We start from the raw sequence: 22574 nt of genomic DNA, 5'->3' as shown, positions 1-22574 counted from the left end.
TCACTTGATCGCGAGCGGGTTGACCGGGGAGCCGGTGGCGCGGTGCACCTTCAGCGGCGCGGCCGCGTAGAGGAACGTGTACTGCCGGTCCGCGGCGCAGTCCTCGCCCAGCTGCTCCAGGTCGCAGATCTCGGTCAGGGCGACGCCGAGGTTGCGCATCAGCGCGCAGTGCAGCGGCAGGGCGGTGCCGTTGTTCGGGTCGTAGGTGACCTCGTTGGCGATGGTGTCGGTGACCAGGTTGGGGATCTCCATGTCCTGGAACCAGCGCACCAGCTCGGGGCTGTAGACCAGGCCCGGCTCGTTGAAGCCCTCGTAGAACGCCTCGCCCTGGTCGTGGAACAGCTGCAGGAAGTTGGTCCGGATGACCAGGATGTCGTGCTTCTCGATCCGGGTGCCCTGGGCCTCGGCGCAGGCCATGAGGTCCTCGTGGCTGAACGTCTCGCCCTTGTCCAGGGTCGGCTTCCCGCGGAAGCGGGCCATGTCGAGCAGGATGCCGCGGCCGACCACGCCGCGCTGGGCGATCGCCTCGACGCTGGCCTTCTCCATGCCGCCGACCGTCGTCCGGGCGTCGTAGCCGTTCCAGATCTGCCCGCCGTACCAGACGTGGCCGAGGGCGTCGTACTGCGTGGAGCCCTGGAGGAAGGCGTTGATCTTGTCGTCGGCGTAGTGCAGGCCGCCGGGGAACTGCGGGGCGTCGGGGGAGTCCCACGAGGACTCGTCGAGGATCATCGTCCGCTCCGCCGGCGAGCGGCCCGGCCACACCGGGTCGCCCTTCGGGTCGCCGATCAGCCGCTGCAGCGTAAAGACCTTGCCCTGCTCCACGTGCCGGATGCCGCGCATGACCTCCTCGGCGGTCAGGTAGTTGAGCGAGCCGACCTCGTCGTCCGGCCCCCACTTGCCCCAGTTGGTGGGCGCGTCGGCCAGCACCTCGGTCATGTCCGGGACGGCGGAGGGCGCGGTGGGGGCCTGCTCCTCGGCCTGCTCGGCTGCGTTGGTCATCGGGGGACCGTCCTCTCGGCTCTGGGAGGTGTCCGGCGGCCCGGACCGGCCGCCGCTGTGTCCACCGTCACAGTCGCCGGTTGCGCCTGGCAAGCGTTGCCCGCGTCCGGATCGCGACGAGTGCAACGTCGGCGCAACGCCAGGTCCCGGGACCTCCCGCCACCCGGGACGGGTGACCGACCCGACGACCGGGACGTCCTGGGTAAGGTGGGACGAGCGGTTCGCGGCGACCGAGGCGGAGCTGGAACAGCACCGGTCCGGCGAGGGTTGGGTCCTCTGCGACCAGCTCACCCAGGAGCAGTTGCGCGGTCTGAGCGACAGCACCACCGCGCTGACCGAGTCCGTCAGCCAGGTCGCTGCGGTCGTCGCCGACCGCTGATGCGCGCAGTGAGAGAGCCATGAGCGAACCGACGTCCCCTGCCCGCGGCCTGTCCCGCCGCCGCCTGCTCGGCCTCGTCGGCGCCGGCACGGCGGGGGTGGTCGCCGCGGGAGCCGCGGGCGGCGCGATCGGGCGGGCCACCGCCGACGGGGCCGCCCCCGCCGGAGCCGCGGGCGCCGCACCGGAGGACGCCGTCGCCTTCACCGGCGTCCACCAGGCCGGCATCGTCACCCCGGCCCAGGACCGGCTGCACTTCGTCGCCTTCGACGTCACCACCGACAGCCGCGAGGACCTCGTCGAGCTGCTGCGGACGTGGACGGCGGCGGCACGGCGGATGACCGCGGGCCAGGACGCCGGGCCGGTCGGTGCGCTGGAGGGCGAGCCGCACGCCCCACCCGACGACACCGGCGAGGCGATCGGCCTGCCGGCGTCCGGGCTCACGCTCACCGTGGGGTTCGGCCCGACGCTGTTCACCACCGCCGACGGCACCGACCGGTTCGGCCTGGCCGACCGGCGGCCCGCGCCGCTGGTCGAGCTGCCGGCCTTCCCCGGCGACCAGCTCGACCCGGCGATCAGCGGCGGCGACCTGTGCGTGCAGGCCTGCGCGAACGACCCGCAGGTCGCGGTGCACGCCGTCCGCAACCTCGTGCGCCTGGGCGCGGGCGTGGTGCGGGTGCGCTGGTCGCAGCTGGGCTTCGGCCGGACGTCGTCCACCACCACGGGTCAGGCCACGCCCCGCAACCTCTTCGGGTTCAAGGACGGCACGGCCAACCTCAAGGCGGAGAACACCGCCACCCTCGACCGCTTCGTGTGGGTCGGGGAGGACGGCGGCTGGATGGCCGGCGGCACCTACCTGGTGACCCGGCGGATCCGGATGCTCATCGAGCCGTGGGACACCTCCTCGCTGCGCGAGCAGGAGCAGACCATCGGCCGCACGAAGGGTGCCGGGGCCCCGCTGGGGCAGCGGGCGGAGTTCGACCCGGTCGACTTCACCGCGCGGGTGGACGGCGAGCCCGCCATCCCGGAGACCTCGCACGTCTTCCTGGCCCACCCCACCAACGCCGGGACGGCGATCCTGCGGCGCGGTTACAGCTTCGTCGACGGCTCCGACGACCTGGGCCGTCTCGACGCGGGGCTGTTCTTCATCGCCTTCCAGAACGACCCGGGGACCGGCTTCGTCCAGGTGCAGCGCAACCTGCGCAGCGACGCGATGAACGAGTACATCCGGCACACCTCCTCGGCCGTCTTCGCCTGCCCGCCGGGTGTCCGGGACGACGACGACTGGTGGGGGCGCGCCCTCTTCGAGGCGTGACCGTCTCGTGACGGAACGTCCCCACCAAATGACCCTCTGACCTGGGAGGATGGACCCGGACGGCTCGCGCCCGGGCCGTCCGGTCGGACCTCCGCCACCGGCGTCCACAGGGACACGCCCGGGATGCGGTCGGCGACCGGACGCATGTGTAGTCGCGGCGGGCGCGGGACATCCAGACCCGGGGGACGCCGGCGCCCCCGGGCCGAGGACCAGGCAGGCAAGGGGTGAGCCACCGTGGTGGAGCCGGGTCGGCGCGCCCTCGGGGAGCGCTACGAACTCGCCTCGCTGATCGCCGCCGGTGGCATGGGTCAGGTGTGGCGGGGCGTGGACGCCCTGCTGGGCCGTCCGGTCGCGGTGAAGGTGCTGCGCAGCGAGTACACCGGTGACCCCACCTTCCGGGCCCGCTTCCGCGCCGAGGCCCAGCACGCCGCCGCGCTGAGCCACCCCCACATCGCCGCCGTCTACGACTACGGGGAGACCGAGGCCGCCGACGGGAGCGGCGAGACGCTCGCCTACCTGGTCATGGAGCTGGTCGAGGGCGAGCCGCTCTCGGCGGTGCTGCGCCGGGAGACCCGGCTGGACGCGTCGACCACCCTCGACCTGCTGCAGCAGACCGCCTCCGCGCTGGCCGAGGCGCACCGGGTCGGCCTGGTGCACCGGGACGTCAAGCCGGGCAACATCCTGGTCCGCGCCGACGGCAGCGTGAAGATCACCGACTTCGGCATCGCCTGGTCGGCCGGGAGCGTGCCGCTGACCCGCACCGGGCAGGTCATCGGCACCCCGCAGTACCTCTCGCCCGAGGTCGCCGAGGGCCACCACGCCATGCCGGCCAGCGACGTCTACGCGCTCGGCCTCGTGGGCTACGAGTGCCTCACCGGGCACCCGGCCTTCGACGGCGACAACGCCGTCACCATCGCCCTCAAGCAGGTGCGGGAGGACCCGGCGCCGCTGCCGGAGGACCTCCCCGGCGAGGTGCGCACCCTCATCCGGCGCGCCCTGTGCAAGAACCCCACCGCCCGCATCCCCGACGGCGCGGCGTTCGTCGCGGCCATCGAGGACGTGCGTGCCGGTCGGCCGCAGCCGGAGCCCCCGCCCACCTGCGCCGTCCCCCTCCCGCCGCCGCCACCCTCGTCGACCGGGGACCAGGCGGCGGTGCCGGGCGGGCTGCCCTCCCCGCGCAGCGCCAGCCCCGCGGTGGCCCGCACCACCAGCCCGCCGGCGCCGCGGCGGCGCGGGGCGGCCGCGCTGCTCGTGCCCCTGCTGGCCCTGCTGCTGGGCGCCGGCACCGCGGGCGCGGTCTTCGTCGCCGTCGCCGGGGACGGCGGCCCGACGCCGGTGGTCGCGGCCCAGACCGACGACGCGCAGATCGTGCTCGACGCCGCCGACTACGTGGGCCGGCGCGTGGACGAGGCCGCGCTGTCCCTCTCCGCGCTGGGGCTGCTCGTGTCACGCCAGGAGGAGGTGACCGCCGACGCCGTGCCCGGCCTCGTCACCGCCCTGGACCCGGCCGGGGTGCCGCTGGCGGCCGGCGACGAGGTCGTCGTCGTGTTCGCCGTCGCCCCGCCGTCCTCGCGGGCGCCGGGCCGCAGCTCGACGGTGGTGACCGGCGGCGGGGGCGAGCGCGCGGCCGCGCCGCCGGTCGAGCCGGAGGAGCAGCCCCAGGCGACGACCCCGGCGCCGCCCCCCACCACGACCCCGCCCCCGACGACGCCCGCGCCGCTGCCGGGGGCCACCGCGCCGCCGACGACGACCGCACCCACCACGACGCCGCCGCCGTCGACGACCGCACCCAGCACGACCGCGCCGTCGGCGACCACCGGGGCGCCGTCGACGTCCACCTCGACCGCGGCGGCGTCGTCCCCGTCCCACCACGACGACTGGGACGACGACTGACCCGCTGACCAGGGCGCCCGCCGGGGCGCCGCTCGCGGCCTAGGCCGAAGGGCGGGGGTCCGCCGGGAGGTCGGTTCCGGCGCCCGGTGGCAGGCTGGACCGGTCGGGGTCGGCGAGGAGCGGGGGGCGCGGGTGGTCGAGCCGGAGCGGCGCACGCTCGGCGGCCGCTACGCGCTGGAGGGGCTGCTCGCCACCGGCGGGATGGGCCAGGTGTGGCGGGCCCGCGACCTGCTCCTGGACCGGGCCGTCGCGGTCAAGGTGCTGCGCAGCGAGTACACCGGCGACCCCACCTTCCTCGCCCGCTTCCGCGCGGAGGCGCAGCTCACCGCCCGCCTGCTGCACCCCGGCATCGCCGCGCTGCACGACTACGGCGAGAGCACCTCGGCCGACGGCGAGGCGCTGGCCTACCTGGTCATGGAGCTGGTGGAGGGCGAGTCGCTGTCGGCGCTGCTGGCGCGCGAGGGGCGGCTCGGCCCCGAACGCACCCTCGACGTCGTCGGCCGGACCGCCGACGCGCTGGCCGCGGCGCACGCGGCCGGTGTGGTGCACCGCGACGTGAAGCCGGGCAACGTGCTGCTGGGCGACGACGGCTCGGTGAAGATCACCGACTTCGGCATCGCCTGGTCGGCCTCCAGCGTGCCGCTCACCAGCACCGGCCAGGTGGTCGGCACCGCCCACTACCTGTCCCCGGAGCAGGCGGCCGGGGCGAAGGCCGGTCCGGCCAGCGACGTCTACGCGCTGGGCATGATCGCCTACGAGTGCCTGGCCGGCCGCCGCGCGTTCGACGGCGAGAACCCCGTGCAGATCGCCCTCGCCCAGGTGCGTGACGAGCCCGACCCGCTGCCGGACGACGTCCCGGAGCCGGTACGCACCCTCGTCGCGCACGCGCTGGTCAAGGACCCCGCCCGCCGGTTCCCCGACGGCGCCGCGTTCCGGGACGCCGTCGACGACGTCCGGGCGGGCCGGGCGCTGCCGCCGGCACCCCCACCCACCGCGGCGTTCCCCGTCCCCGGAGCGCCGGCCCCGCGCCGCCGCCGGCTGCTGGTGCCGGTGGCCGCGCTGCTCCTCGGCGCCGGGATCGGCGTCGGTCTGCTCGAGGTCACCGGCGGTGAGACCGGGGTGCCGGTGGCCGTCGCCGACCCGGGGACCGGCTCCGTCGCGCCCCCGGACGACGGCGTGCTGCTCACCGCCGCGCCCTACCTCGGCCGGCCGGTGGACGAGGTGGAGGCGGAGCTGGCCGCGCTGGGGTTGCGCGTGCAGCGCGCGCCGGAGGAGCGGGCCGACGTCCCGGCCGGGCTGGTGACCGGGCTCGGTCCCGTGGGCGCGCTGGCCCGGGGCGACCTCGTGACGCTGTCGGTGGCGGTGGCCCCGCCCGTCGTGCCGGCGGCGCCGGCACCCCCGTCGTCGCCGGCCGGTGCCGGGGCGGGGGCGCCGGCGGAGGAGGTGCGCAGCGCACCGGGGCCGGCGGACGCCGGGACGGGCACCGGACCCTCCGCGGTCGGAACCGGCGGTGGGGACGTCGCCGCCGGCGCCCCGGCCGGCGTCCCGGCCGGTGGGGACGCCGGCGACCGCGACCCGGAGAGCGCGGACGGCTCGGACGGGTCGGGCGACGGTAACGACCCCGGGGACGGCGGGGGTGGCGGGCGGTCCGACGACGAGTCCGACGACGAGTCCGATGACGAGGGCACCCCGGGGAACGGCGGCAACGGCAACGGCGGAGGGAACGGGGGAGGGAACGGCAACGGCGGAGGGAACGGGAACGGCGGAGGGAACGGGAACGGCGGAGGGAACGGCAACGGGAACGGCCGTGGCAACGGCGGAGGCAACGGGAACGGCAACGGGAACCGCTGACGCCGGACGGCGTCCGAGGGCCTGCGGCGGCCGGCTGCCGGTGCCGGGAGGAGCTCGGGGTCGCCTCAGCCGCGACGGGTCGGGGCGGTGACCCAGAGCGCCGCCCCCAGCGCGGCCAGCGCGGCGGTGAGGAGGAAGCCGCGGTCGCTGTCGGCCCGCGGCAGCACCACGAGCACCCAGAAGGCGGCCAGGCCGGTCAGCCCGCCCGCGGCCACCTTCCACGCCGTGCCCTGACCCAGCCGGTCGCCGAGGAGGCGGCCGGCCGACGGCAGCAGCCCGAGCAGGGTGGCGAGCGTGGCGAAGGCCGACCACAGCGGCACCGTCGTCCAGGAGGAGTCGGTGCCGGAGCGCAGCGCCAGGCCCAGCTGGAGCAGCACGAGGCTCGCGGCGGTGAGGCCGGCGCCGGCCAGCGCGGCACGCTGAGCGGGGGTGCGCGGCGCGCGCGGGGCCTTGGCCGGGGCGGGCGGGGGTGGCGTGCCGGCGCCGGGCAGACTGGGGACGAACTCGACCGGCCCGGTCGGCTGCACGGGCTGCTCGGTGGCCACCGGCGCGACCGGCTCGGCCGGCGGGACGTCGGTCCGCGGGAGCTGCTGCGTGCCCGCCGCCGTGGCCCCGCCCACCGGGATCTCCTGCGTCCCCGTGGGAGCGACGGGCTGGGGGCTGGTCGTGGGGTGGCTCACGGCTCTCCTCGTTCGCGCGGGCCGGGTCAGCGGCGCCGGACCAGTTCGTCCCCGGCACGGTAACGGCGGGTGCGGTCGCGGCCCGGGAGGCGCCCGGCGGGTCCGGCGCCCCGGGCGCGGCGGCCGCGGGCCATCACTAGGGTCGGCCGGGTGGGCGCTCGCGCAGGCATCGTCGTCACCGGTACCGAGGTCCTCACCGGGCGGGTGACCGACCGCAACGGGCCCTGGCTGGCCGAGCAGCTGCGACTGCTGGGGGTGGACGTCGGCACCGTGCTCGTGGTCGGCGACCGGGCCGACGACCTCCGTGCCGCACTGCGCTTCCTCTCCGGTGAGGACGTCGTCATCACCACCGGGGGGCTCGGCCCCACGGCCGACGACCTCACCGCGGAGATCGTCGGCGACGCGCAGGGCCGGCCGGTCGCCCTCGACCCGGAGGTGGAGCGGCACGTCGCCGGCATCGTCGAGGGGCTCATGGACGGCCGCGGGTTCCGCGCCGACGCCGAGGCCACGGCCGCCGGCGTCCGCAAGCAGGCCATGGTCCCGGCCGGCGCCACGGTGCTGCCGCCGGTCGGGACGGCGCCGGGGCTCGTCGTCCCGCCGGGGGAGGGGAGGGACGGGCCGCTGGTCGTCGTCCTGCCCGGCCCGCCCTCCGAGCTCCAGGGCATGTGGCCGGCCGCGCTGGCCGACGAGCAGGTGCAGCGGGCGCTGGCCGGCCGCAGCGAGCTGCGGCAGGAGACGGTGCGGCTGTGGGGGACGCTGGAGTCGCAGCTGGCCGCCACCCTCCGCGAGCACGAGTTCCCCGGCCTGGAGATCACGACCTGCCTCCGGGACGGCGAGCTGGAGATCGTGACCCGCTTCGGGCCCGAGGCCCAGCCGGTGTACGACCGACTGGTCGAGGCGGTGCGGACGGCGCACGGGGAGCACCTGTTCTCCACCGGCCCGACCGTGGACGACCTGGTGGCCGGGGCGCTCGGTGACCGCGGGCTCACCGTCGCGACCGCCGAGTCGTGCACCAGCGGGCTGCTCGTGGCCCGGCTGACCGAGCGGCCCGGGTCCTCGGCGTGGGTGCTCGGCGGGGTGGCGTCCTACGCGAACTCGGCCAAGGAGGCACTGGTCGGCGTCCCGGCGGAGCTGCTCGAGCAGCACGGTGCGGTCAGCACCCAGGTGGCGGCGGCGCTGGCCGAGGGGGCGCGGGAGCGGTTCGGCGCCGACGTCGGCATCGGCATCACCGGCATCGCCGGCCCCGGTGGCGGGACGCCGGACAAGCCGGTCGGCACCGTGCACCTGTGCGCGGTCGGTCCGGACGGGCGGCAGCCGCGGTCGGTCGTCCTGCCCGGGTCGCGGTCCGCGGTGCGCCAGCGATCGGTGACCCTCGCGATGCACATGCTGCGGCAGCTCCTGCTCGGCGGCCCACCGGCGTGACCGTGCTGACCCTGCACGCGACGGGCCCCGAGCCGCCGGCCGAGGTGTGGGAGCGCTATGCGGTGCCGGCCCGATGGCCGGGGTGGGCGCCGCAGATCACCGCGGTCGAGTTCCCCGTCGCGCGGCTGGCCTCCGGGTCGCGCGGCCGGGTCCGGACCCCGCTGGGCCTGGCGCTGCCCTTCGTCGTCGACGCGGTGGACGAGGCGGCACGACGGTGGTCGTGGACCGTGTCGGTGGGCCCGGTGCGGCTGCGGCTGCTGCACTGGGTGGCCGAGGGGCCGGACGGCGGCAGCACGACCGGCCTGCGGATCGACGGCCCGGCGCCGCTGGTGCTGGGCTACGCGCCCCTGGCGCGTCTCGCGATCGGCCGCCTGGTCCGCCCGCTGGGCTGAGGCGGGCGCGGCGTCGCTGTGACGAGCGGGCGCGGGTGTGCTCGTGCTCGGTTCAGAGGAGCAGGCCGGCGACCTCACCGCGGGGTGTCCAACCGTTGACCATGCCGTTGTCCCCTGCGATCCGCACACGCCCCGGCTCCTCGGCCACCACGCGGTGCAGCCACCAGCGGCCGTCCACGCGGACCAGTGCCACTCGACCGGTCAGGGGCTCGTCGCGCGACGGACGCCGCAGTCGCACGCGCTGGACGACCCGCACCGCCGGCCGCATCGACGTACCGAGTGCCGTGAACCAGTCCTCTTCGGCGCCGCCACGGAGCCAACGCGCCACGGCAGCCATCGTCCGCTGGGATGCCAACCGTGGACCGCGCACCCCCGCATCGTGCCCGTGGGCACCGGTGCGACACGACCGCCCCGGGGCGGCAGACACCGCGCGCCGGTCGCGTTCCACGTGGAACCGAGCCGTCGTACGGTCCGCGCATGGGCGTCACGCACGAGGTCACCAACCAGGTCCCCCCGCTGGCCGGGCACGACCCGATCGCCGGGGACGCCGTGCTCAGCGAGGCCTGTCTGCGGCACGCCGACCAGTCCACGCTCGACTCGCTCAAGGCCCTGGGTGCGCTGACCGGCAGCGAGCAGGCCCAGGAGTGGGGCCGGCTGGCCGACGAGAACCCGCCCCGTCTCCGGACCCACGACCGCTACGGCCACCGGGTCGACGAGGTCGAGTTCCACCCGGCCTGGCACGAGCTCATGCGCACCGCGTTCGAGCACGGCCTCGCCGGCGCCCCGTGGCACCGGGACCCCGCCCACCGGGACCCGCACGCGCACGTCCGCCGCGCCGTCGGCTACCTCGGCTGGACGCAGGTCGAGATGGGCCACGCCTGCCCGGTGACGATGACCTACGCGGTCGTCCCGGCGCTGCGGACCGCCCCGGAGCTCGCCGCCAGGTACGAGCCCGGCCTGACCGCGCCGGCCTACGAGTTCGGCCTGACCGAGCCGACCGGCAAGCGCGGCCTGGTCGCCGGCATGGGGATGACCGAGAAGCAGGGCGGCTCCGACGTCCGGGCCAACACCACCCGCGCCGTCCCGAACGCGGACGGGACGTACGCCCTGACCGGCCACAAGTGGTTCACCAGCGCCCCGATGAGCGACCTCTTCCTGGTGCTCGCGCAGCTCCCCGAGGGGGTCTCGTGTTTCCTCGTGCCCCGTGTCCTGCCCGACGGCACGCGCAACGTCTTCCGGCTGCAGCGCCTCAAGGACAAGCTCGGCGACCGCTCCAACGCCTCCAGCGAGGTCGAGTTCGAGGGGACGACGGCATGGCTGGTGGGCGAGCCCGGTCGCGGCGTCCCCACGATCATCGAGATGGTCAACACGACGCGGCTGGACTGCGTCCTCGGGTCGGCCGCCACGGTGCGCGCCGCGCTCACGCAGGCGATCCACCACGCCCGGCACCGGCGGGCGTTCGGCGCCCTGCTGGTCGACCAGCCGCTCATGCGCAACGTGCTGGCCGACCTCGCCGTGGAGAGCGAGGCGGCCACCGCGCTGGCCGTCCGGCTGGCCGCCGCCGTGGACGCGGGGGAGTCCGCGTTCCTCCGGCTGGCCGGCGCGGCGGCGAAGTTCTGGGTCTGCAAACGCACCCCCACCGCGGTCGCCGAGGCGCTGGAGGTGCTCGGCGGCAACGGGTACGTCGAGGAGTCCGGCCTGCCCCGGCTCTACCGCCAGGCGCCGCTGAACTCCATCTGGGAGGGCTCCGGCAACGTCATCGCGCTCGACGTCCTCCGGGCCCTGGGCCGCTCCTCGGAGTCGCTGGCCGCCGTCCGCGCGGAGCTGGACCTCGCCCGCGGCGCCGACCGGCGCCTCGACGGGGCCGTCGCCCGGCTCTCCGCCGAGCTCGCCGACGCCGACGGCCTGCCCGTGCGGGCCCGCCGCGTGGCCGGTCTGCTCGCGCTGTGCCTGCAGGGGTCGCTGCTGGTGCGGTCGGCGCCACCGGAGGTCGCCGACGCCTTCTGTGCCACCCGGCTCGGGGGCGACTGGGGACCGGTGCTGGGCACGCTGCCCGCCGACGCCGCCCTGACCAGCATCGTCGATCGGGCGACCGTTCCGTCTCCCTGAATTACACGCGTGCCGTTACCCTCGGTGGTGCGACATACGCCGTTGCGCCGCCCGCCGGGCGGGTGGTGGTGTGGCCCTGGAGGAGAGGGGCCGACAGCCGCAGGGGGAAGAGGAAGCGGGCAGGGTGCACCGACACGTCCACGCGGGGGCTACGGCCGATCCCCTGTCGGCGGTGCCCGACGCCGTCTACCGCCTCGACGCCGAGGGCCGCTTCACCTACGTGAACGCCGCCGCCGCCGGGCTGCTCGGCCGCGCGGTGCACGACCTGGTCGGCCAGGACTCCCTCGAGTGCTTCCCCGAGGCCCGCGGCACCGCGCTGGAGGAGCGCTACCGCGCCGCCCTCGCCGACGGTCGGGCCCGCACCGTCGAGTTCCACTACCGCCCGCGCGACCGGTGGTACGAGGCCCGGGTCTTCCCCGGCCCCGACGGCCTCACCGTCTTCCTCCGGGACGTCGACGAGGAGCGCCGGCGCCGCCGCGCCCGCGACCAGGAGCTCGCCCAGCTCACCGCCGTCCTCGACGGCCTCCCCTCGCCCACGGTCCTGCTCGACCACACCGGCCGCATCGTGTCGGCCAACCGGCGGTGGAGCGCGGCGTCGGAGCTCGTGCAGCGCTCCGGGTACCAGCCGGCCAGGGTGGGCGACGACTACCTCGCGGTCTTCTCGCAGAGCATCCACGGGGAGGACCGGGAGGTGATCGTCCGCGGCGTCGGCGAGCTGCTGGCCGGCGGCCCCGGGGTGTCCGACCGGTCGTTCACCCACGACTACGCGCACGCGCTCGACGAGGAGCACGCCTGGTTCCGCCTGCAGGCGGCGCGGGTCGAGGACTCCGGTCGCGTCGTGGTCACCCACATCGACATCACCGAGCGGGTCCGCGACCAGGAGGCGCTCGCGTGGCAGGCCAGCCACGACGACCTCACCGGGCTGCCCAACCGCTCCCGGCTGCTGGCCCTGATCGGCGAGGCGCTGGCCGAACCCGGTGGCCGGGCGGCGCTGCTGTTCCTCGACCTCGACGGGTTCAAGACCGTCAACGACTCCCTCGGCCACGCCGTCGGCGACGAGCTGCTGCGGCAGGTCGGTGCCCGCCTGTCCGACCAGGTGCGCCCGACCGACAGCGTGGGCCGGCTCGGCGGCGACCAGTTCCTGGTCCTCGCCCGCCACTGCGACACCTCCGAGGCCGCGGCGCTCGCCTTCCGGCTGCAGACGTCGTTCACCCGGCCGTTCCTGGCCTCCGGCATCTCCGTACCGCTGTCGGTCAGCATCGGCGTCGCCGCCGCCCAGCCCGGCGTCCGCCAGGCCCACCAGCTGCTCAGCGATGCCGACGCGGCCGCCTACGCCGCCAAGGGCGCCGGTCGCGACCGCATCCACCTGTTCTCCCCCGGGCTGCGCGACGCGGCGCGGTGGCGGCTGGAGGTGGCCAACCGGCTCCGCGACGGCGCGGTCGACCAGTTCGTCGTCCACTACCAGCCGGTGGTCCGCGTCGACACGGGCGAGGTCGACGGGGTGGAGGCGCTGCTGCGCTGGCAGCACCCGGAACGGGGCCTGCTCTCCCCCGACGCCTTCCTCTCCGTCGCCGAGGAGACCGGCCAGCTCATCCCGATCACCCGCTGGCTGCTCACGGAGACGACCCGGCAGGCCGCCCAGTGGGAGGCCGAGGGCCTGCGGCTGCGCATGTCGGTGAACATCAGCGCCCGGCACTTCTCCGCCGAGACGCTGGTCCGCGACGTCCGCGTGGCGCTGCACGACTCCGGGCTGCCGGCCGAGCGGCTCGTGCTCGAGCTGACCGAGACCAGCGTCGCCGAGGACCCGACCCGCGCCGAGGACCAGCTGTCGGTGCTGCGCAACTCCGGCGTCCGGGTGGCGATCGACGACTTCGGGACCGGCTGGTCCTCCCTCGCCCAGCTGCTCGCGCTGCCGATCGGCACGCTGAAGATCGACCGCTCGCTGCTGACCGCGGCCGCCCGGCTGGCCGCCGGGGGCACCGGTGCGGTGCTCGCCGCGATCGTCTCCCTCGCCCGCACCCTGGGCATCCGCTCGGTGGCCGAGGGCGTCGAGACCGCCGAGCACCTGCAGATGGTCCGCGAGGCCGGGTGCGACATGGCCCAGGGCTACCTCCTGGCCCGCCCGATGCCCGCCGGGGAGGTCATGCGCTGGGCCTCCCGGGTCCGCGAGGCCGGCGGTGACTCCTGCGCCCTCGCCCTGCAGGGGCACAGCCGCTGAGCCGTCCCGTGTCCGCACCGCCGGCGGCCGGGGACGGCGGGTCCCGGCTGCGCCGCCGCACCCGCCGCGCCACCGCCCCCGCCGGGCCGCCGCGTCCGGCGGGTGTCCCGTCGGCGGTGCCGTCGGTGACCGGGCAGACTGCCCCCGTGACCGACCTGGACCTCGCCGGCGAACCGGCAGCCGAGGACACCCAGCCGCAGGGCCGGGCCCGCCCGGCGCTGGACCTGCTCATCTGGGACGCGCCCAACATCGACATGACCCTGTCGACGGTGATCGGCGCCCGGCCCACCGCGGCGTCCCGGCCCCGGTTCGACGCCATCGCGGCGTGGTTCGTCGAGGGCGCCGGCGACCCCGGTGCCCCCGACGCCCCCGAGGTCGAGGCCTGCGTCTTCGCCAACATCCCGCCGGTCGTCGGCTCGCTGCAGCGCTGGGTGGAGGCACTGCGCAACTTCGGGTTCGCCGTCTTCGCCCGGCCCAAGACCCAGCCCGACGACGACATCGACCAGGACATGCTCGACCACATCGCCGTCCGGCAGCACAGCCACCGGCTGCGCCGGCTCGTGGTCTTCTCCGGAGACGGGCGCAACTTCGCCGAGCCGCTGGAGGAGCTGGCCCGCACCGGCACCCAGGTCGTCGTCGTCGCGTTCAGCGAGGTGGCCGGCTACGCGATCGGCTCGGACCTGCTCGAGTTCATCGACATCGAGGACGTGCCCGGCGCGTTCGTCGAGCCGCTGGACCGGGTCCGCCTCGACGCCCTGCCGCCCGACGGCGCCTGGCTGCGGCCCACCCGCAGCCTGCGCGAGTTCGTGTCGGGCTTCCTGCGCCGCAACGGCTGACGGTGCCCGAGGACGGGGCCGGCCCGGTCCTCGCCGAGGAGCTCCTGGTGCCCGGCGAGACCTGCTGGCGGGTGGAGCGCGCCGACCGGCACGCGGTGTTCGTCGACGCCGCCGACTACTTCGCCGCGCTCAAGGGGGCGGTGCTGCGGGCCCAGCGGCGGGTGCTGTTCATCGGCTGGGACTTCGACCCGCGGATCCGCATGGACCCCCGCCGGTCGGGACGCCGGCACTCCGGGGCCCGCCGGGCGGACAAGCTGGGCCGGGTCCTGGAGGACGCCGTCCGGGCCAACCCGCAGCTGGAGATCGGCGTCCTGATGTGGGACTACGGGATGGTCGTCGGCCTGGGCCGGGGGCTGGCGCCGATCGTCTGGCTCAACCGGCGCACCCCCGAGCGGCTGACGCTGACCGTCGACACCCACCACCCCGTCGGCGGTGCCCACCACCAGAAGATCGTGGTCATCGACGACTGCCTCGCCTTCGCCGGCGGCATCGACGTCACCGCCGACCGCTGGGACACCCCCGAGCACCTCGACCGGCAGCCGCTGCGCCGCCGCCCCTCCACGCACCGTCCCACCGGCCCGTGGCACGACGTCACCAGCCTGGTGTCCGGCCCGGCCGCCCGGGCGCTCGGTGACCTCGCGCGGGAGCGCTGGGCCAGCGGCACCGGCCGCAGCCTCGAGCCGGTCCCCGACGTCGAGGCGTGCTGGCCGCCGGAGGTCGAGCCGCTCCTGACCGACGTCGACGTCGCCATCTCCCGCACCCGCCCCGAGCACGGCGGGCAGAGCCTCGTGCACGAGGTGGAGCTGCTGTGGCTGGCCGCGATCGCCGCCGCCCGGCGCACCGTGTACGTGGAGAGCCAGTACTTCGCCAACCGGCGGGTCGCCGAGGCGATCGCCGAGCGGCTGCGGGAGGACGACGGGCCGGAGTTCGTCGTCGTCAACCCGGAGAGCGCCGACGGCTGGCTGGAGGAGAAGGCGATGGGCACCGCCCGCGCCAAGCTCCTGGCGCTGGTCGCCGACGCCGACGTCCACGGCCGGTTCCGGCTGTACGTGCCGGTCACCGTCGGACGGCGGCCGGTCTACGTGCACGCCAAGGTGCTCGTCGTCGACGACCGGCTGCTGCGGATCGGCTCGGCCAACCTCAACAACCGCTCCATGGGGCTGGACACCGAGTGCGACCTGTCGATCGAGGCCCGCGACGGCGACCCGCGCCGCGACGAGCTCGCCGGGACGATCACCGGCCTGCGGGACCGCCTGCTCGGCGAGCACCTGGGCGTGCCGCCGGCGGACGTCGCCGCGACGGTGGCCGCGTGCGGCGGCTCCCTCCTGGCTGCGGTGGAGCGGCTGCGCCGGCCGCAGGGACGCTCGCTGGTGCCGTTCACACCCCCCGAGCTCGGTCCGCTGGAGCGGGTGCTGGCCGACACCGAGCTCCTGGACGCCGAGCGGACGCCGAACCGCTGGCAGCGGGTCCGCCGCAGCTTCCGGCCGCGGGTCCGCCGCGCCCGCGGACGGTGACCGGCACGATGGGCCGGTGGACGGCGCCTGGCAGGAGACCCCGACCCTCCGCGGCCGGCGGGTGGTGCTGGTCCCGCTGACCGAGCAGCACGCCGACGGGTGGCTGGCCGCCGCCGACGGCGACGTCTTCACGCACCTGACCATCCCGCGGCCGGTCACCCGGCCGGACGCGGCCGCGCAGATCGCCGCCGCCCGCGCCGAGCCGGACCGGCGTCCCCTCGCCCAGCTCGACCCGGCGACCGGTGCCTTCCTCGGCACCACCAGCTGCTACGACGTCGACGAGGCCCGCCGCGCGCTGGCCATCGGTCACACCTGGCTGGCCGCGGGCGCCCAGCGCACCGGGGTGAACCGCGAGGCCAAGCTGCTGCTGCTGACCCACGCCTTCGAGCACCTGGGCGCCGTCCGCGTCGTCTGGCACACCGACGAGCGCAACGCGCGGTCGAGGGCGGCCATCGCCGCCCTCGGCGCCGCCGAGGAGGGCCGGCTGCGCAAGCACCGCCTCCGCCGCGACGGGACCTGGCGGACGACGGTGCAGTTCGCCATGACCGACGACGACTGGCCGGCCGCCCGGGCGCGGCTGCGCGCCTCCCTCGACGGGGGTGTCGCCCCCCGTCCCTGAGCGTCGTCCGGCGCGGTGGCGGTTACGGTCTCCTGACGGCGTCCCCGAGGCGCCGTGGAACCGGAACGGAGACCGATGAGCACCCCCGGCGTCGACCACCCGATGCAGGACAGCGAGGCCGAGATCAGCACGGCGTCGCGCAGCCTGTCGGTCAGCGCCCGGGTGGAGTCGACCGGCCCCACCGCCGTGGTGGTCCGCCCGTCGGCCGGCGAGTACGTCGAGCAGACCGTGGTCCGGGTCGGCGAGCAGGTGTCGGTGTTCTGGATGGGCCCCGAGGGCGGCCGTTCCCTGATGGCCGAGGTCACCACCGTGCAGCGCGGCGCGGTGCCGCGCTGGCACCTGGCGGTCACCTCGCCGGCGGAGGAGACCCAGCGGCGGACGGCGGTGCGCGCCCGCGTCTGCCTCCCGGTGCTCGCGGCGGTCAACGGGGTGGACGTCGAGGGCGAGACCCTGGACTTCAGCGAGGCCGGGTGCCGCGCCGTGGTGGAGGCCTACGGCAACCCGCCGCTGCCCGGCGCCCGCATGGGCCTGACGCTGGAGCTGGAGAGCGGCGTGCTGGCCACCGTGGCCGAGGTCGTGCGCCAGCAGACCCGGGCCTCCCGCTGGCACCTCTCCCTCCGCTTCGTCGACCTGGCCGAGAAGGAGCAGGACCGGCTGCGGCGGCGGGTGTTCCAGGCGCTGCGCGAGGAGCGCGCCCGCCAGTCGGACGCGGTGCTCGCCGACTAACAACCGCCTCACCGGGATAGACCCCGGGGATGACCCTCCCCGCGCGGCTGCCCGACGCCCTGGCCGCGTTGCGGGACGCCGTCGCCGCGGCCCCCCTCGGCTTGTCCGCGCCCGCCGCCGACCGGGCCCGCCGCGCCGCCCGCGGCGTGGTCGAGCAGGTCGACGACTACCTGCTGCCCCGGCTGCGCGACCTCGACGCCCCGCTGCTGACCGTCGTCGGCGGCTCCACCGGCGCCGGCAAGTCCACGCTGGTCAACAGCCTGGTGGGTGCCCCCGTCACCACCGCCGGGGTGCTGCGGCCCACCACCCGCGCGCCCGTGCTGGTCTGCGCGCGGGCCGACACCGCCGCCTTCTCCGGCGACCGGGTGCTCCCCGGCCTGGCCCGGGTGACCGGCGGCGCCGGGGGCCCCGGCACCCTGCAGCTCGTGCCACGGGACGACGTCCCGCCCGGCCTGGCGGTGCTGGACGCGCCGGACGTCGACTCGGTGGTGGAGTCCAACCGGGAGCTCGCCGCGCAGCTCCTGGCCGCCGCCGACCTGTGGGTCTTCGTCACCACCGCGGCCCGCTACGCCGACGCCGTCCCCTGGGACCTCCTGCGGACCGCGCAGGAGCGGGGCACCGCGCTGGCCGTCGTCCTGGACCGCGTGCCGCCGGGCGCTGCGGCGGAGATCGCCCCCGACCTGGAGGGGATGCTCCAGCGGGCCGGGCTGGCCGGCGCCCGGCTGTTCGTCGTCGAGGAGCGCCCGCTCGTCGACGGCTTCCTCCCCGACGAGCAGGTGGCCCCGCTGCGGCAGTGGCTGCACGCCCTCGCCGCCGACCAGGAGCAGCGCGCCGCCGTCGTCCGCCAGACGCTCACCGGTGCGCTGGCCAGCCTGGAGGAGCGGGTGGCCGGCATCGCCGCCGCGGTGGACGAGCAGGTGGGGGCGGCCGCGGCGCTGCGCGACGCCGCCGCGGCCGCCTACACCGCCGCCTACGAGGGCATCGACGAGGGCGTGCGCAGCGGCAGCCTGCTGCGCGGTGAGGTGCTCGCCCGCTGGCAGGAGTTCGTCGGCACCGGCGAGTGGATGCGCTCCCTGCAGACCTCGATCGGCCGGCTGCGCGACCGGGTGACCGCCGCGCTGACCGGCCGCGCCTCCCCGGCCGACGACCTCACCGGCGCCCTGGAGTCCAGCGTGGAGACCCTGCTGCGCGCCGAGGCCGACCGCGCCGCCGAGCGGACGGTCACCGCCTGGCGGGCGCTGCCGGGCGGCCCGGGCCTGCTGGCCGCCGCCGACGAGGACCTCGAGCGGGTCTCCGACGACTTCCCCGAGGCGGCGTCGGCGCAGGTCCGCGACTGGCAGGGGTACGTGCTGGACCTCGTCCGCGAGGAGGGCGCCGGCAAGCGCACCCGCGCCCGCGTCCTGTCCTGGGGCGTCAACGGGGCCGGTGCCGTCGTCATGGTCGCCGTCTTCGCGCAGACCGGCGGGCTCACCGGGGGCGAGGTCGCGGTGGCCGGGGGGACGACGGCGGTCGGCCAGCGGCTGCTGGAGGCGGTCTTCGGGGACGCCGCCGTCCGGTCGCTGGCTGCCCGCGCCCGGGAGGACCTCCAGGCCCGCGCCGACACCCTCCTCCGGTACGAGCAGGGCCGCTTCGACGACCTGGTCGACGCCGCGGCGCCGGGCCCGGACGACGCCGGGCGGTTGCGGGCCGCCGCCGCTGCCCTCACCGCGGCACGGGCGGGGGCATGAGCCGGCGGAGGCCGCCGCTGGCCGACCGGCTGGCGGCCCTGCGCGAGGCCGTCGAGGTGGCCGAGGAGCGGCTGGAGGTGCCGGAGGTCGCGCAGGCGCGGGCGCTGCTGGCCAAGGCCGGCGCGCGGGAGGCGCTGGGCGACGCCACCGTGGTCGCGCTGGCCGGGGCCACCGGCAGCGGCAAGTCCACGCTGTTCAACGCGCTGTCGGGCAGCGAGGTCAGCACACCCGGCGTCCGCCGGCCGACGACCGGCGTCGCGCACGCCACCGTCTGGGGCGCGGACGGCGCCGACCGGCTGCTCGACTGGCTGGAGGTGCCCCGCCGGCACCGGCACGCCCCCGAGCCGGCCCTCGACGGGCTGGTGCTGCTCGACCTCCCCGACCACGACAGCATCAAGCTGGAGCACCGGCTCGAGGTCGACCGGCTGGTGCAGCTGGTCGACGTGCTGGTGTGGGTGCTCGACCCGGAGAAGTACGCCGACGCCGCCGTCCACGAGCGGTACCTGGTGCCGCTGGCCGGGCACGCCGGGGTGCTGCTGGTCGTCCTCAACCAGGTCGACCGGCTCGACCCGGCGTCCGCCCGCGCCTGCCTGACCGACCTGCGCGCCCTGCTGGACCGGGAGGGCCTGGCCGGGACGCCGCTGCTGGCCGTCTCCGCCCGCACGGGCACCGGCGTGGGGGAGCTGCGCGCGGAGCTGGCCACGCGGGTCTCCGCCCGCCGGGCGGCCACCGACCGGCTCACCGCCGACGTGCGGGCCGCGGCGGGCGCGCTGTCGGCCCAGTGCGGGGACGGCGGCGGCCCGGGGGTCGGCCGGGGGGACCGCGAGCAGCTCACCGAGGCCCTGGCCGACGCGGCGGGGGTGCCGGCGGTGGCCGGCGCCGTGGAGCGCTCGGTCCGGCGCAGCGGGACGGCGGCCACCGGCTGGCCCCTGGTGCGGTGGACCCGCAAGCTGCGGGCCGACCCGCTCGACCGGCTGCACCTGGGCGCGGCGCAGGACGGGCAGGGAACGGCGCGCACGTCGCTGCCGGCCGCGGGCGCGGTGCAGAAGGCCGCGGTGACCCGGGCCGTGCGGCAGGCCCGCGAGTCCGCCGGCGAGGGCCTGCCGCAGGCGTGGCGGGACGACCTGCGGCGCACGGTGGAGGTCTCCGAGGAGCGCCTGGCCGACGAGCTCGACCGCGCGGTGGCCGGCACCGACCTCGGCCCGCAGCGCACCCCCCTGTGGCAGCGGGGCGTGGGCGGCCTGCAGTGGCTGCTCGTGCTCGTGGCCCTGGCCGGGGCGCTGTGGCTGCTGGCGCTGGTGGCCCTGGGCTTCTTCCAGCTGGACGACGTCGTCCCGCTGCCCCGGGTGGAGGGGCTGCCGTTGCCGACGCTGCTGCTGGTCGGCGGGCTGCTGGCCGGGGCGCTGCTGGCGCTCGTGGCCCGGCCGCTGGTCGGGGCGCGGGCCCGCCGCCTCGCCCGCCGGGCGACGCAGCGGCTGGAGGCCGCGGTCGACGTGGTCGCGCAGGAGGAGGTGCTCGCGCCGATGGCGGCGGTGCGGGAGGACCACGCCCGCTTCTGCGCGGCGGTCACGAGGGCCGGGAGGTAGCCCGGGGCCCGACCCCTACTCCCGCGGGACCTCCGGGGCCCGCGGCTCGGGGACGCGGTCGTGGGCGGCCTCGATCGGCTGCCGGCCGTTGGGCAGGCGGGCCCAGACGTGCTTGCGGCCCGGGCGGCCCTCCCAGCCGTAGTCGCTGGACAGCTGGGCCACCAGGTGCAGCCCCATGCCGCCGAGCGCGGGGTCCCGGTCGACCGCGGGCACGGGCGGCCGCTCGGGCGCCTCGTCGCTGAGGTCGAGCAGCCAGCCCTCGGGGCCGGCGACCACGAGGGCACGGACGGCGCCGCCGCCGTGGCGCAGGGCGTTGGACGCCAGCTCCTCGAAGACCAGCAGCAGGCCGTCGCGGGCGTCCTCGGTGGAGGACGAGGAGACCGACGGGTGCGCGATGCGGGCCCGCAGGTCCGACCGGACCCGGGAGACGACGTGCATCGTCTCCAGCTGCCAGTGCCAGACGTCGCCGGGCACGGAGGGGACCGGTGCCTGCGGCCACGGCTCCTGGCCCACAGCGACCTCCTCCGCCGATGCTGAGCGTCAGCCGGCCGGTCGTCCGGCCGACCCCCATCCTGGCCGACGGGAGCCGGTCGCGCAGCGGCGGGGGCCCGAAGCCGGTGGGGCGTTCCCGGAGACCCGTGCCGGACGGCAGACTGACCGCCGTGGAGGAACTCTGGCGTGCCCTGAGCCGGGTGGTCCTCGCCGACCGCGCGCTCGACGACGTCCTCGGCGAGGTCACCGCCATCGCCGCCCGCAGCATCCCCGGCACGGAGTCGTCCTCGATCACGCTGATCCGCGGGGACAAGGCGTTCACCGCGGCCCACCACGGCGAGATGGCGCTGGCGGCCGACGAGCTGCAGTACGAGCAGGGGTACGGGCCGTGCATGGACGCCGGCCGCGGGGGCGTGGTGCTCCGCATCGACGACATGGCCACCGAGCAGCGCTGGCCGGACTACGTGGCCCGCGTGCAGGCCATCGGCGTCCGCAGTTCGCTGTCGATCCCGCTGCCCTACCAGGGCAACTCGATCGGGGCGCTGAACAACTACGCGTCCGCGCCGGAGGCCTTCGCCACCCCGCAGTCGCTCGCCGCAGCCCTCGAGGTGGCCGACGCCGTGGCCGTCGCGGTGGCCAACGCCGACGCCCACGACCGGCTGGGCGAGCAGGCGCGCAACCTGCGGCTGGCGATGGAGTCCCGCGCGGTCATCGAGCAGGCCAAGGGCGTGCTCATGGCGCAGCGGCACGTCGACGCGGACCAGGCGTTCGAGGTGCTGCGGGACGCCTCCCAGCGCTACAACCGCAAGCTGCGCGACATCGCCGGCGGCATCGTGGCCTCGGTGCAGGACCGCCCGGTCAGCTGACCGCCCGGGCCAGCCCCTCCAGCCGGCCGACCAGGAACTCCACCGCCGCCGGGCTGTCCACGGTCTCGGCGACGTCGACGGCGGTGGGGGAGTCGGACACGCGGCGGCGGTCGACCAGCGTCTGCCCGCGGCCGGCGCCCAGGGTGGTGTCGACGACGACGTCCCGCCGCACCGTGCCCAGCGTGCCCGGCACGATCGCCTCCGTCAGCGCCAGCGCGTCGTGGACGACGACGCCCGAGGTGCCGTACGCCGAGCGGGCGTGGTCCACGTACTGCTGCAGGACGGCCGCCGCGGTGGCGCCCACCGGCCCGGCCGCGGCGAACCGGGCGATCCCCTCGGCGTCGAGGACGGTGGGCAGGGTGACGTCGAGCCCGACGAGGACGGTGGGGACGCCCGAGCCGAGCACCCGCTGGGCGGCCTCGGGATCGGCCCACACGTTGAACTCGGCGGCGGCGGTGACGTTGCCGCCGCGGGCCGCGGACCCGCCCATGAGCACCAGGCGGCCGATCCGCTCGGCGGCCTCCGGGTAGGTCGCCAGCAGCAGCGCGATGTTCGTCCACGGTCCGATCGCGGCCACGGTCACCGGCGTGTCGGCCTGCAGCAGCAGCTCGGCGAGGGCGACGACGGCCGGCCGGGGGTCCGCGGCCACCGGTGAGGGGGCGAGCTCCACCCCGCCGAGGCCGGTGGACCCGTGCACGTGACCGGCCCGCTCGGGCTGCCGGTACACCAGCGAGTCGCGGGCGCCGGCGGCCACCGGGACGTCGGAGCGCCCGGCCAGGTGCAGCACGCGCAGCGCGTTGTCCGTGGTCTGCACCAGGTCGACGTTGCCGTGCACCGTGGTGACCAGCCGCAGGTCCACCTCCGGGCTGCCCAGCGCCAGCAGGATCGCCAGCGCGTCGTCGATGCCGGGGTCGGTGTCGATCACCAGGGGGGTGCGGTCGGCCACCGCGCCA

20 protein-coding genes are annotated in these 22574 nt (G+C 76.6%); 15 read left to right on the top strand and 5 right to left on the bottom strand.

Features of this window, described 5'->3' with window-relative positions; genetic code table 11:
* The gene (locus tag ACI79E_RS11400; protein WP_456932655.1) at positions 1–999 is read right to left on the bottom strand and encodes a cyclase family protein; all 999 of its coding nucleotides are present in this window, start codon (positions 997–999) and stop codon (positions 1–3) included.
* A 172-nt stretch (positions 1000–1171) separates the two neighbouring features.
* On the opposite strand from ACI79E_RS11400, the gene ACI79E_RS11395 reads away from it, so the two are divergent.
* From ACI79E_RS11395 to ACI79E_RS11380, 4 genes are all read left to right on the top strand, one after another.
* A complete protein-coding gene (locus ACI79E_RS11395; RefSeq protein ID WP_456932654.1) occupies positions 1172–1378 on the top strand; it encodes a hypothetical protein in 207 nt (68 codons plus the stop codon).
* Between the two features lie 19 nt (positions 1379–1397).
* On the top strand, positions 1398–2690 hold the full coding sequence (gene efeB, locus ACI79E_RS11390; protein WP_456932653.1) for an iron uptake transporter deferrochelatase/peroxidase subunit: 1293 nt from the start codon (positions 1398–1400) through the stop codon (positions 2688–2690).
* A 234-nt stretch (positions 2691–2924) separates the two neighbouring features.
* The gene (locus tag ACI79E_RS11385) at positions 2925–4583 is read left to right on the top strand and encodes a serine/threonine-protein kinase (RefSeq protein ID WP_456932652.1); all 1659 of its coding nucleotides are present in this window, start codon (positions 2925–2927) and stop codon (positions 4581–4583) included.
* 132 nt (positions 4584–4715) lie between these two features.
* Positions 4716–6434 carry a protein kinase domain-containing protein gene (locus ACI79E_RS11380; protein WP_456932651.1) on the top strand — a complete coding sequence of 573 codons (1719 nt, stop codon included), beginning with the start codon at positions 4716–4718 and terminating at the stop codon, positions 6432–6434.
* Positions 6435–6499: 65 nt separating this feature from the next.
* Here ACI79E_RS11380 and ACI79E_RS11375 read toward each other — a convergent pair whose 3' ends face one another.
* Entirely contained in the window at positions 6500–7114 is a 615-nt protein-coding gene (locus ACI79E_RS11375; protein WP_456932650.1) for a hypothetical protein, read from the bottom strand.
* Between the two features lie 150 nt (positions 7115–7264).
* Between ACI79E_RS11375 and ACI79E_RS11370 the strand changes: the two genes are divergently transcribed.
* Both ACI79E_RS11370 and ACI79E_RS11365 read left to right on the top strand, forming a co-directional pair.
* Positions 7265–8536, top strand: coding sequence for a competence/damage-inducible protein A (locus ACI79E_RS11370; protein WP_456932649.1), 1272 nt, complete (start codon positions 7265–7267; stop codon positions 8534–8536).
* Entirely contained in the window at positions 8533–8928 is a 396-nt protein-coding gene (locus ACI79E_RS11365) for an SRPBCC family protein (RefSeq protein WP_456932648.1), read from the top strand. The genes ACI79E_RS11370 and ACI79E_RS11365 overlap by 4 nt, the downstream gene beginning before the upstream one ends.
* Before the next feature lie 52 nt (positions 8929–8980).
* Here ACI79E_RS11365 and ACI79E_RS11360 read toward each other — a convergent pair whose 3' ends face one another.
* Positions 8981–9256 carry a hypothetical protein gene (locus ACI79E_RS11360; protein WP_456932647.1) on the bottom strand — a complete coding sequence of 92 codons (276 nt, stop codon included), beginning with the start codon at positions 9254–9256 and terminating at the stop codon, positions 8981–8983.
* A gap of 149 nt (positions 9257–9405) precedes the next feature.
* On the opposite strand from ACI79E_RS11360, the gene ACI79E_RS11355 reads away from it, so the two are divergent.
* The 8 genes from ACI79E_RS11355 (at position 9406) to ACI79E_RS11320 (ending at position 20263) form a co-directional block, all read left to right on the top strand.
* Positions 9406–11037 carry an acyl-CoA dehydrogenase family protein gene (locus ACI79E_RS11355; protein ID WP_456932646.1) on the top strand — a complete coding sequence of 544 codons (1632 nt, stop codon included), beginning with the start codon at positions 9406–9408 and terminating at the stop codon, positions 11035–11037.
* Between the two features lie 172 nt (positions 11038–11209).
* The gene (locus ACI79E_RS11350; RefSeq protein ID WP_456932645.1) at positions 11210–13255 is read left to right on the top strand and encodes an EAL domain-containing protein; all 2046 of its coding nucleotides are present in this window, start codon (positions 11210–11212) and stop codon (positions 13253–13255) included.
* Positions 13256–13401: 146 nt separating this feature from the next.
* Positions 13402–14091, top strand: a complete 690-nt coding sequence (locus ACI79E_RS11345; protein WP_456932644.1) for an NYN domain-containing protein — start codon at positions 13402–13404, stop codon at positions 14089–14091.
* A gap of 2 nt (positions 14092–14093) precedes the next feature.
* Entirely contained in the window at positions 14094–15605 is a 1512-nt protein-coding gene (locus tag ACI79E_RS11340; protein WP_456932643.1) for a phospholipase D-like domain-containing protein, read from the top strand.
* A 16-nt stretch (positions 15606–15621) separates the two neighbouring features.
* Entirely contained in the window at positions 15622–16224 is a 603-nt protein-coding gene (locus tag ACI79E_RS11335) for a GNAT family N-acetyltransferase (protein WP_456932642.1), read from the top strand.
* Between the two features lie 75 nt (positions 16225–16299).
* Complete coding sequence (locus ACI79E_RS11330) at positions 16300–16950, top strand: flagellar brake protein (RefSeq protein ID WP_456932641.1); 651 nt, start codon at positions 16300–16302, stop codon at positions 16948–16950.
* A gap of 29 nt (positions 16951–16979) precedes the next feature.
* Entirely contained in the window at positions 16980–18677 is a 1698-nt protein-coding gene (locus ACI79E_RS11325; protein WP_456932640.1) for an ABC transporter, read from the top strand.
* The gene (locus ACI79E_RS11320; protein WP_456932639.1) at positions 18674–20263 is read left to right on the top strand and encodes a GTPase; all 1590 of its coding nucleotides are present in this window, start codon (positions 18674–18676) and stop codon (positions 20261–20263) included. Before ACI79E_RS11325 ends, ACI79E_RS11320 begins: the two co-directional genes overlap by 4 nt.
* A gap of 15 nt (positions 20264–20278) precedes the next feature.
* On the opposite strand, the gene ACI79E_RS11315 is transcribed toward ACI79E_RS11320, so the two are convergent.
* Positions 20279–20776 carry an ATP-binding protein gene (locus tag ACI79E_RS11315; RefSeq protein ID WP_456932638.1) on the bottom strand — a complete coding sequence of 166 codons (498 nt, stop codon included), beginning with the start codon at positions 20774–20776 and terminating at the stop codon, positions 20279–20281.
* Between the two features lie 149 nt (positions 20777–20925).
* On the opposite strand from ACI79E_RS11315, the gene ACI79E_RS11310 reads away from it, so the two are divergent.
* Entirely contained in the window at positions 20926–21621 is a 696-nt protein-coding gene (locus tag ACI79E_RS11310) for a GAF and ANTAR domain-containing protein (protein WP_456932637.1), read from the top strand.
* On the opposite strand, the gene ACI79E_RS11305 is transcribed toward ACI79E_RS11310, so the two are convergent.
* Positions 21614–22567, bottom strand: a complete 954-nt coding sequence (locus ACI79E_RS11305) for a nucleoside hydrolase (protein WP_456932636.1) — start codon at positions 22565–22567, stop codon at positions 21614–21616. The two genes, ACI79E_RS11310 and ACI79E_RS11305, sit on opposite strands and share 8 nt — an antisense overlap.
* Positions 22568–22574 lie beyond the last annotated feature (7 nt).

The organism is Geodermatophilus sp. SYSU D00079, assembly GCF_054050635.1.
The sequence above is the reverse complement of the archived record's forward strand: the minus strand, read 5'-3'. Positions and strand labels throughout refer to the sequence as shown.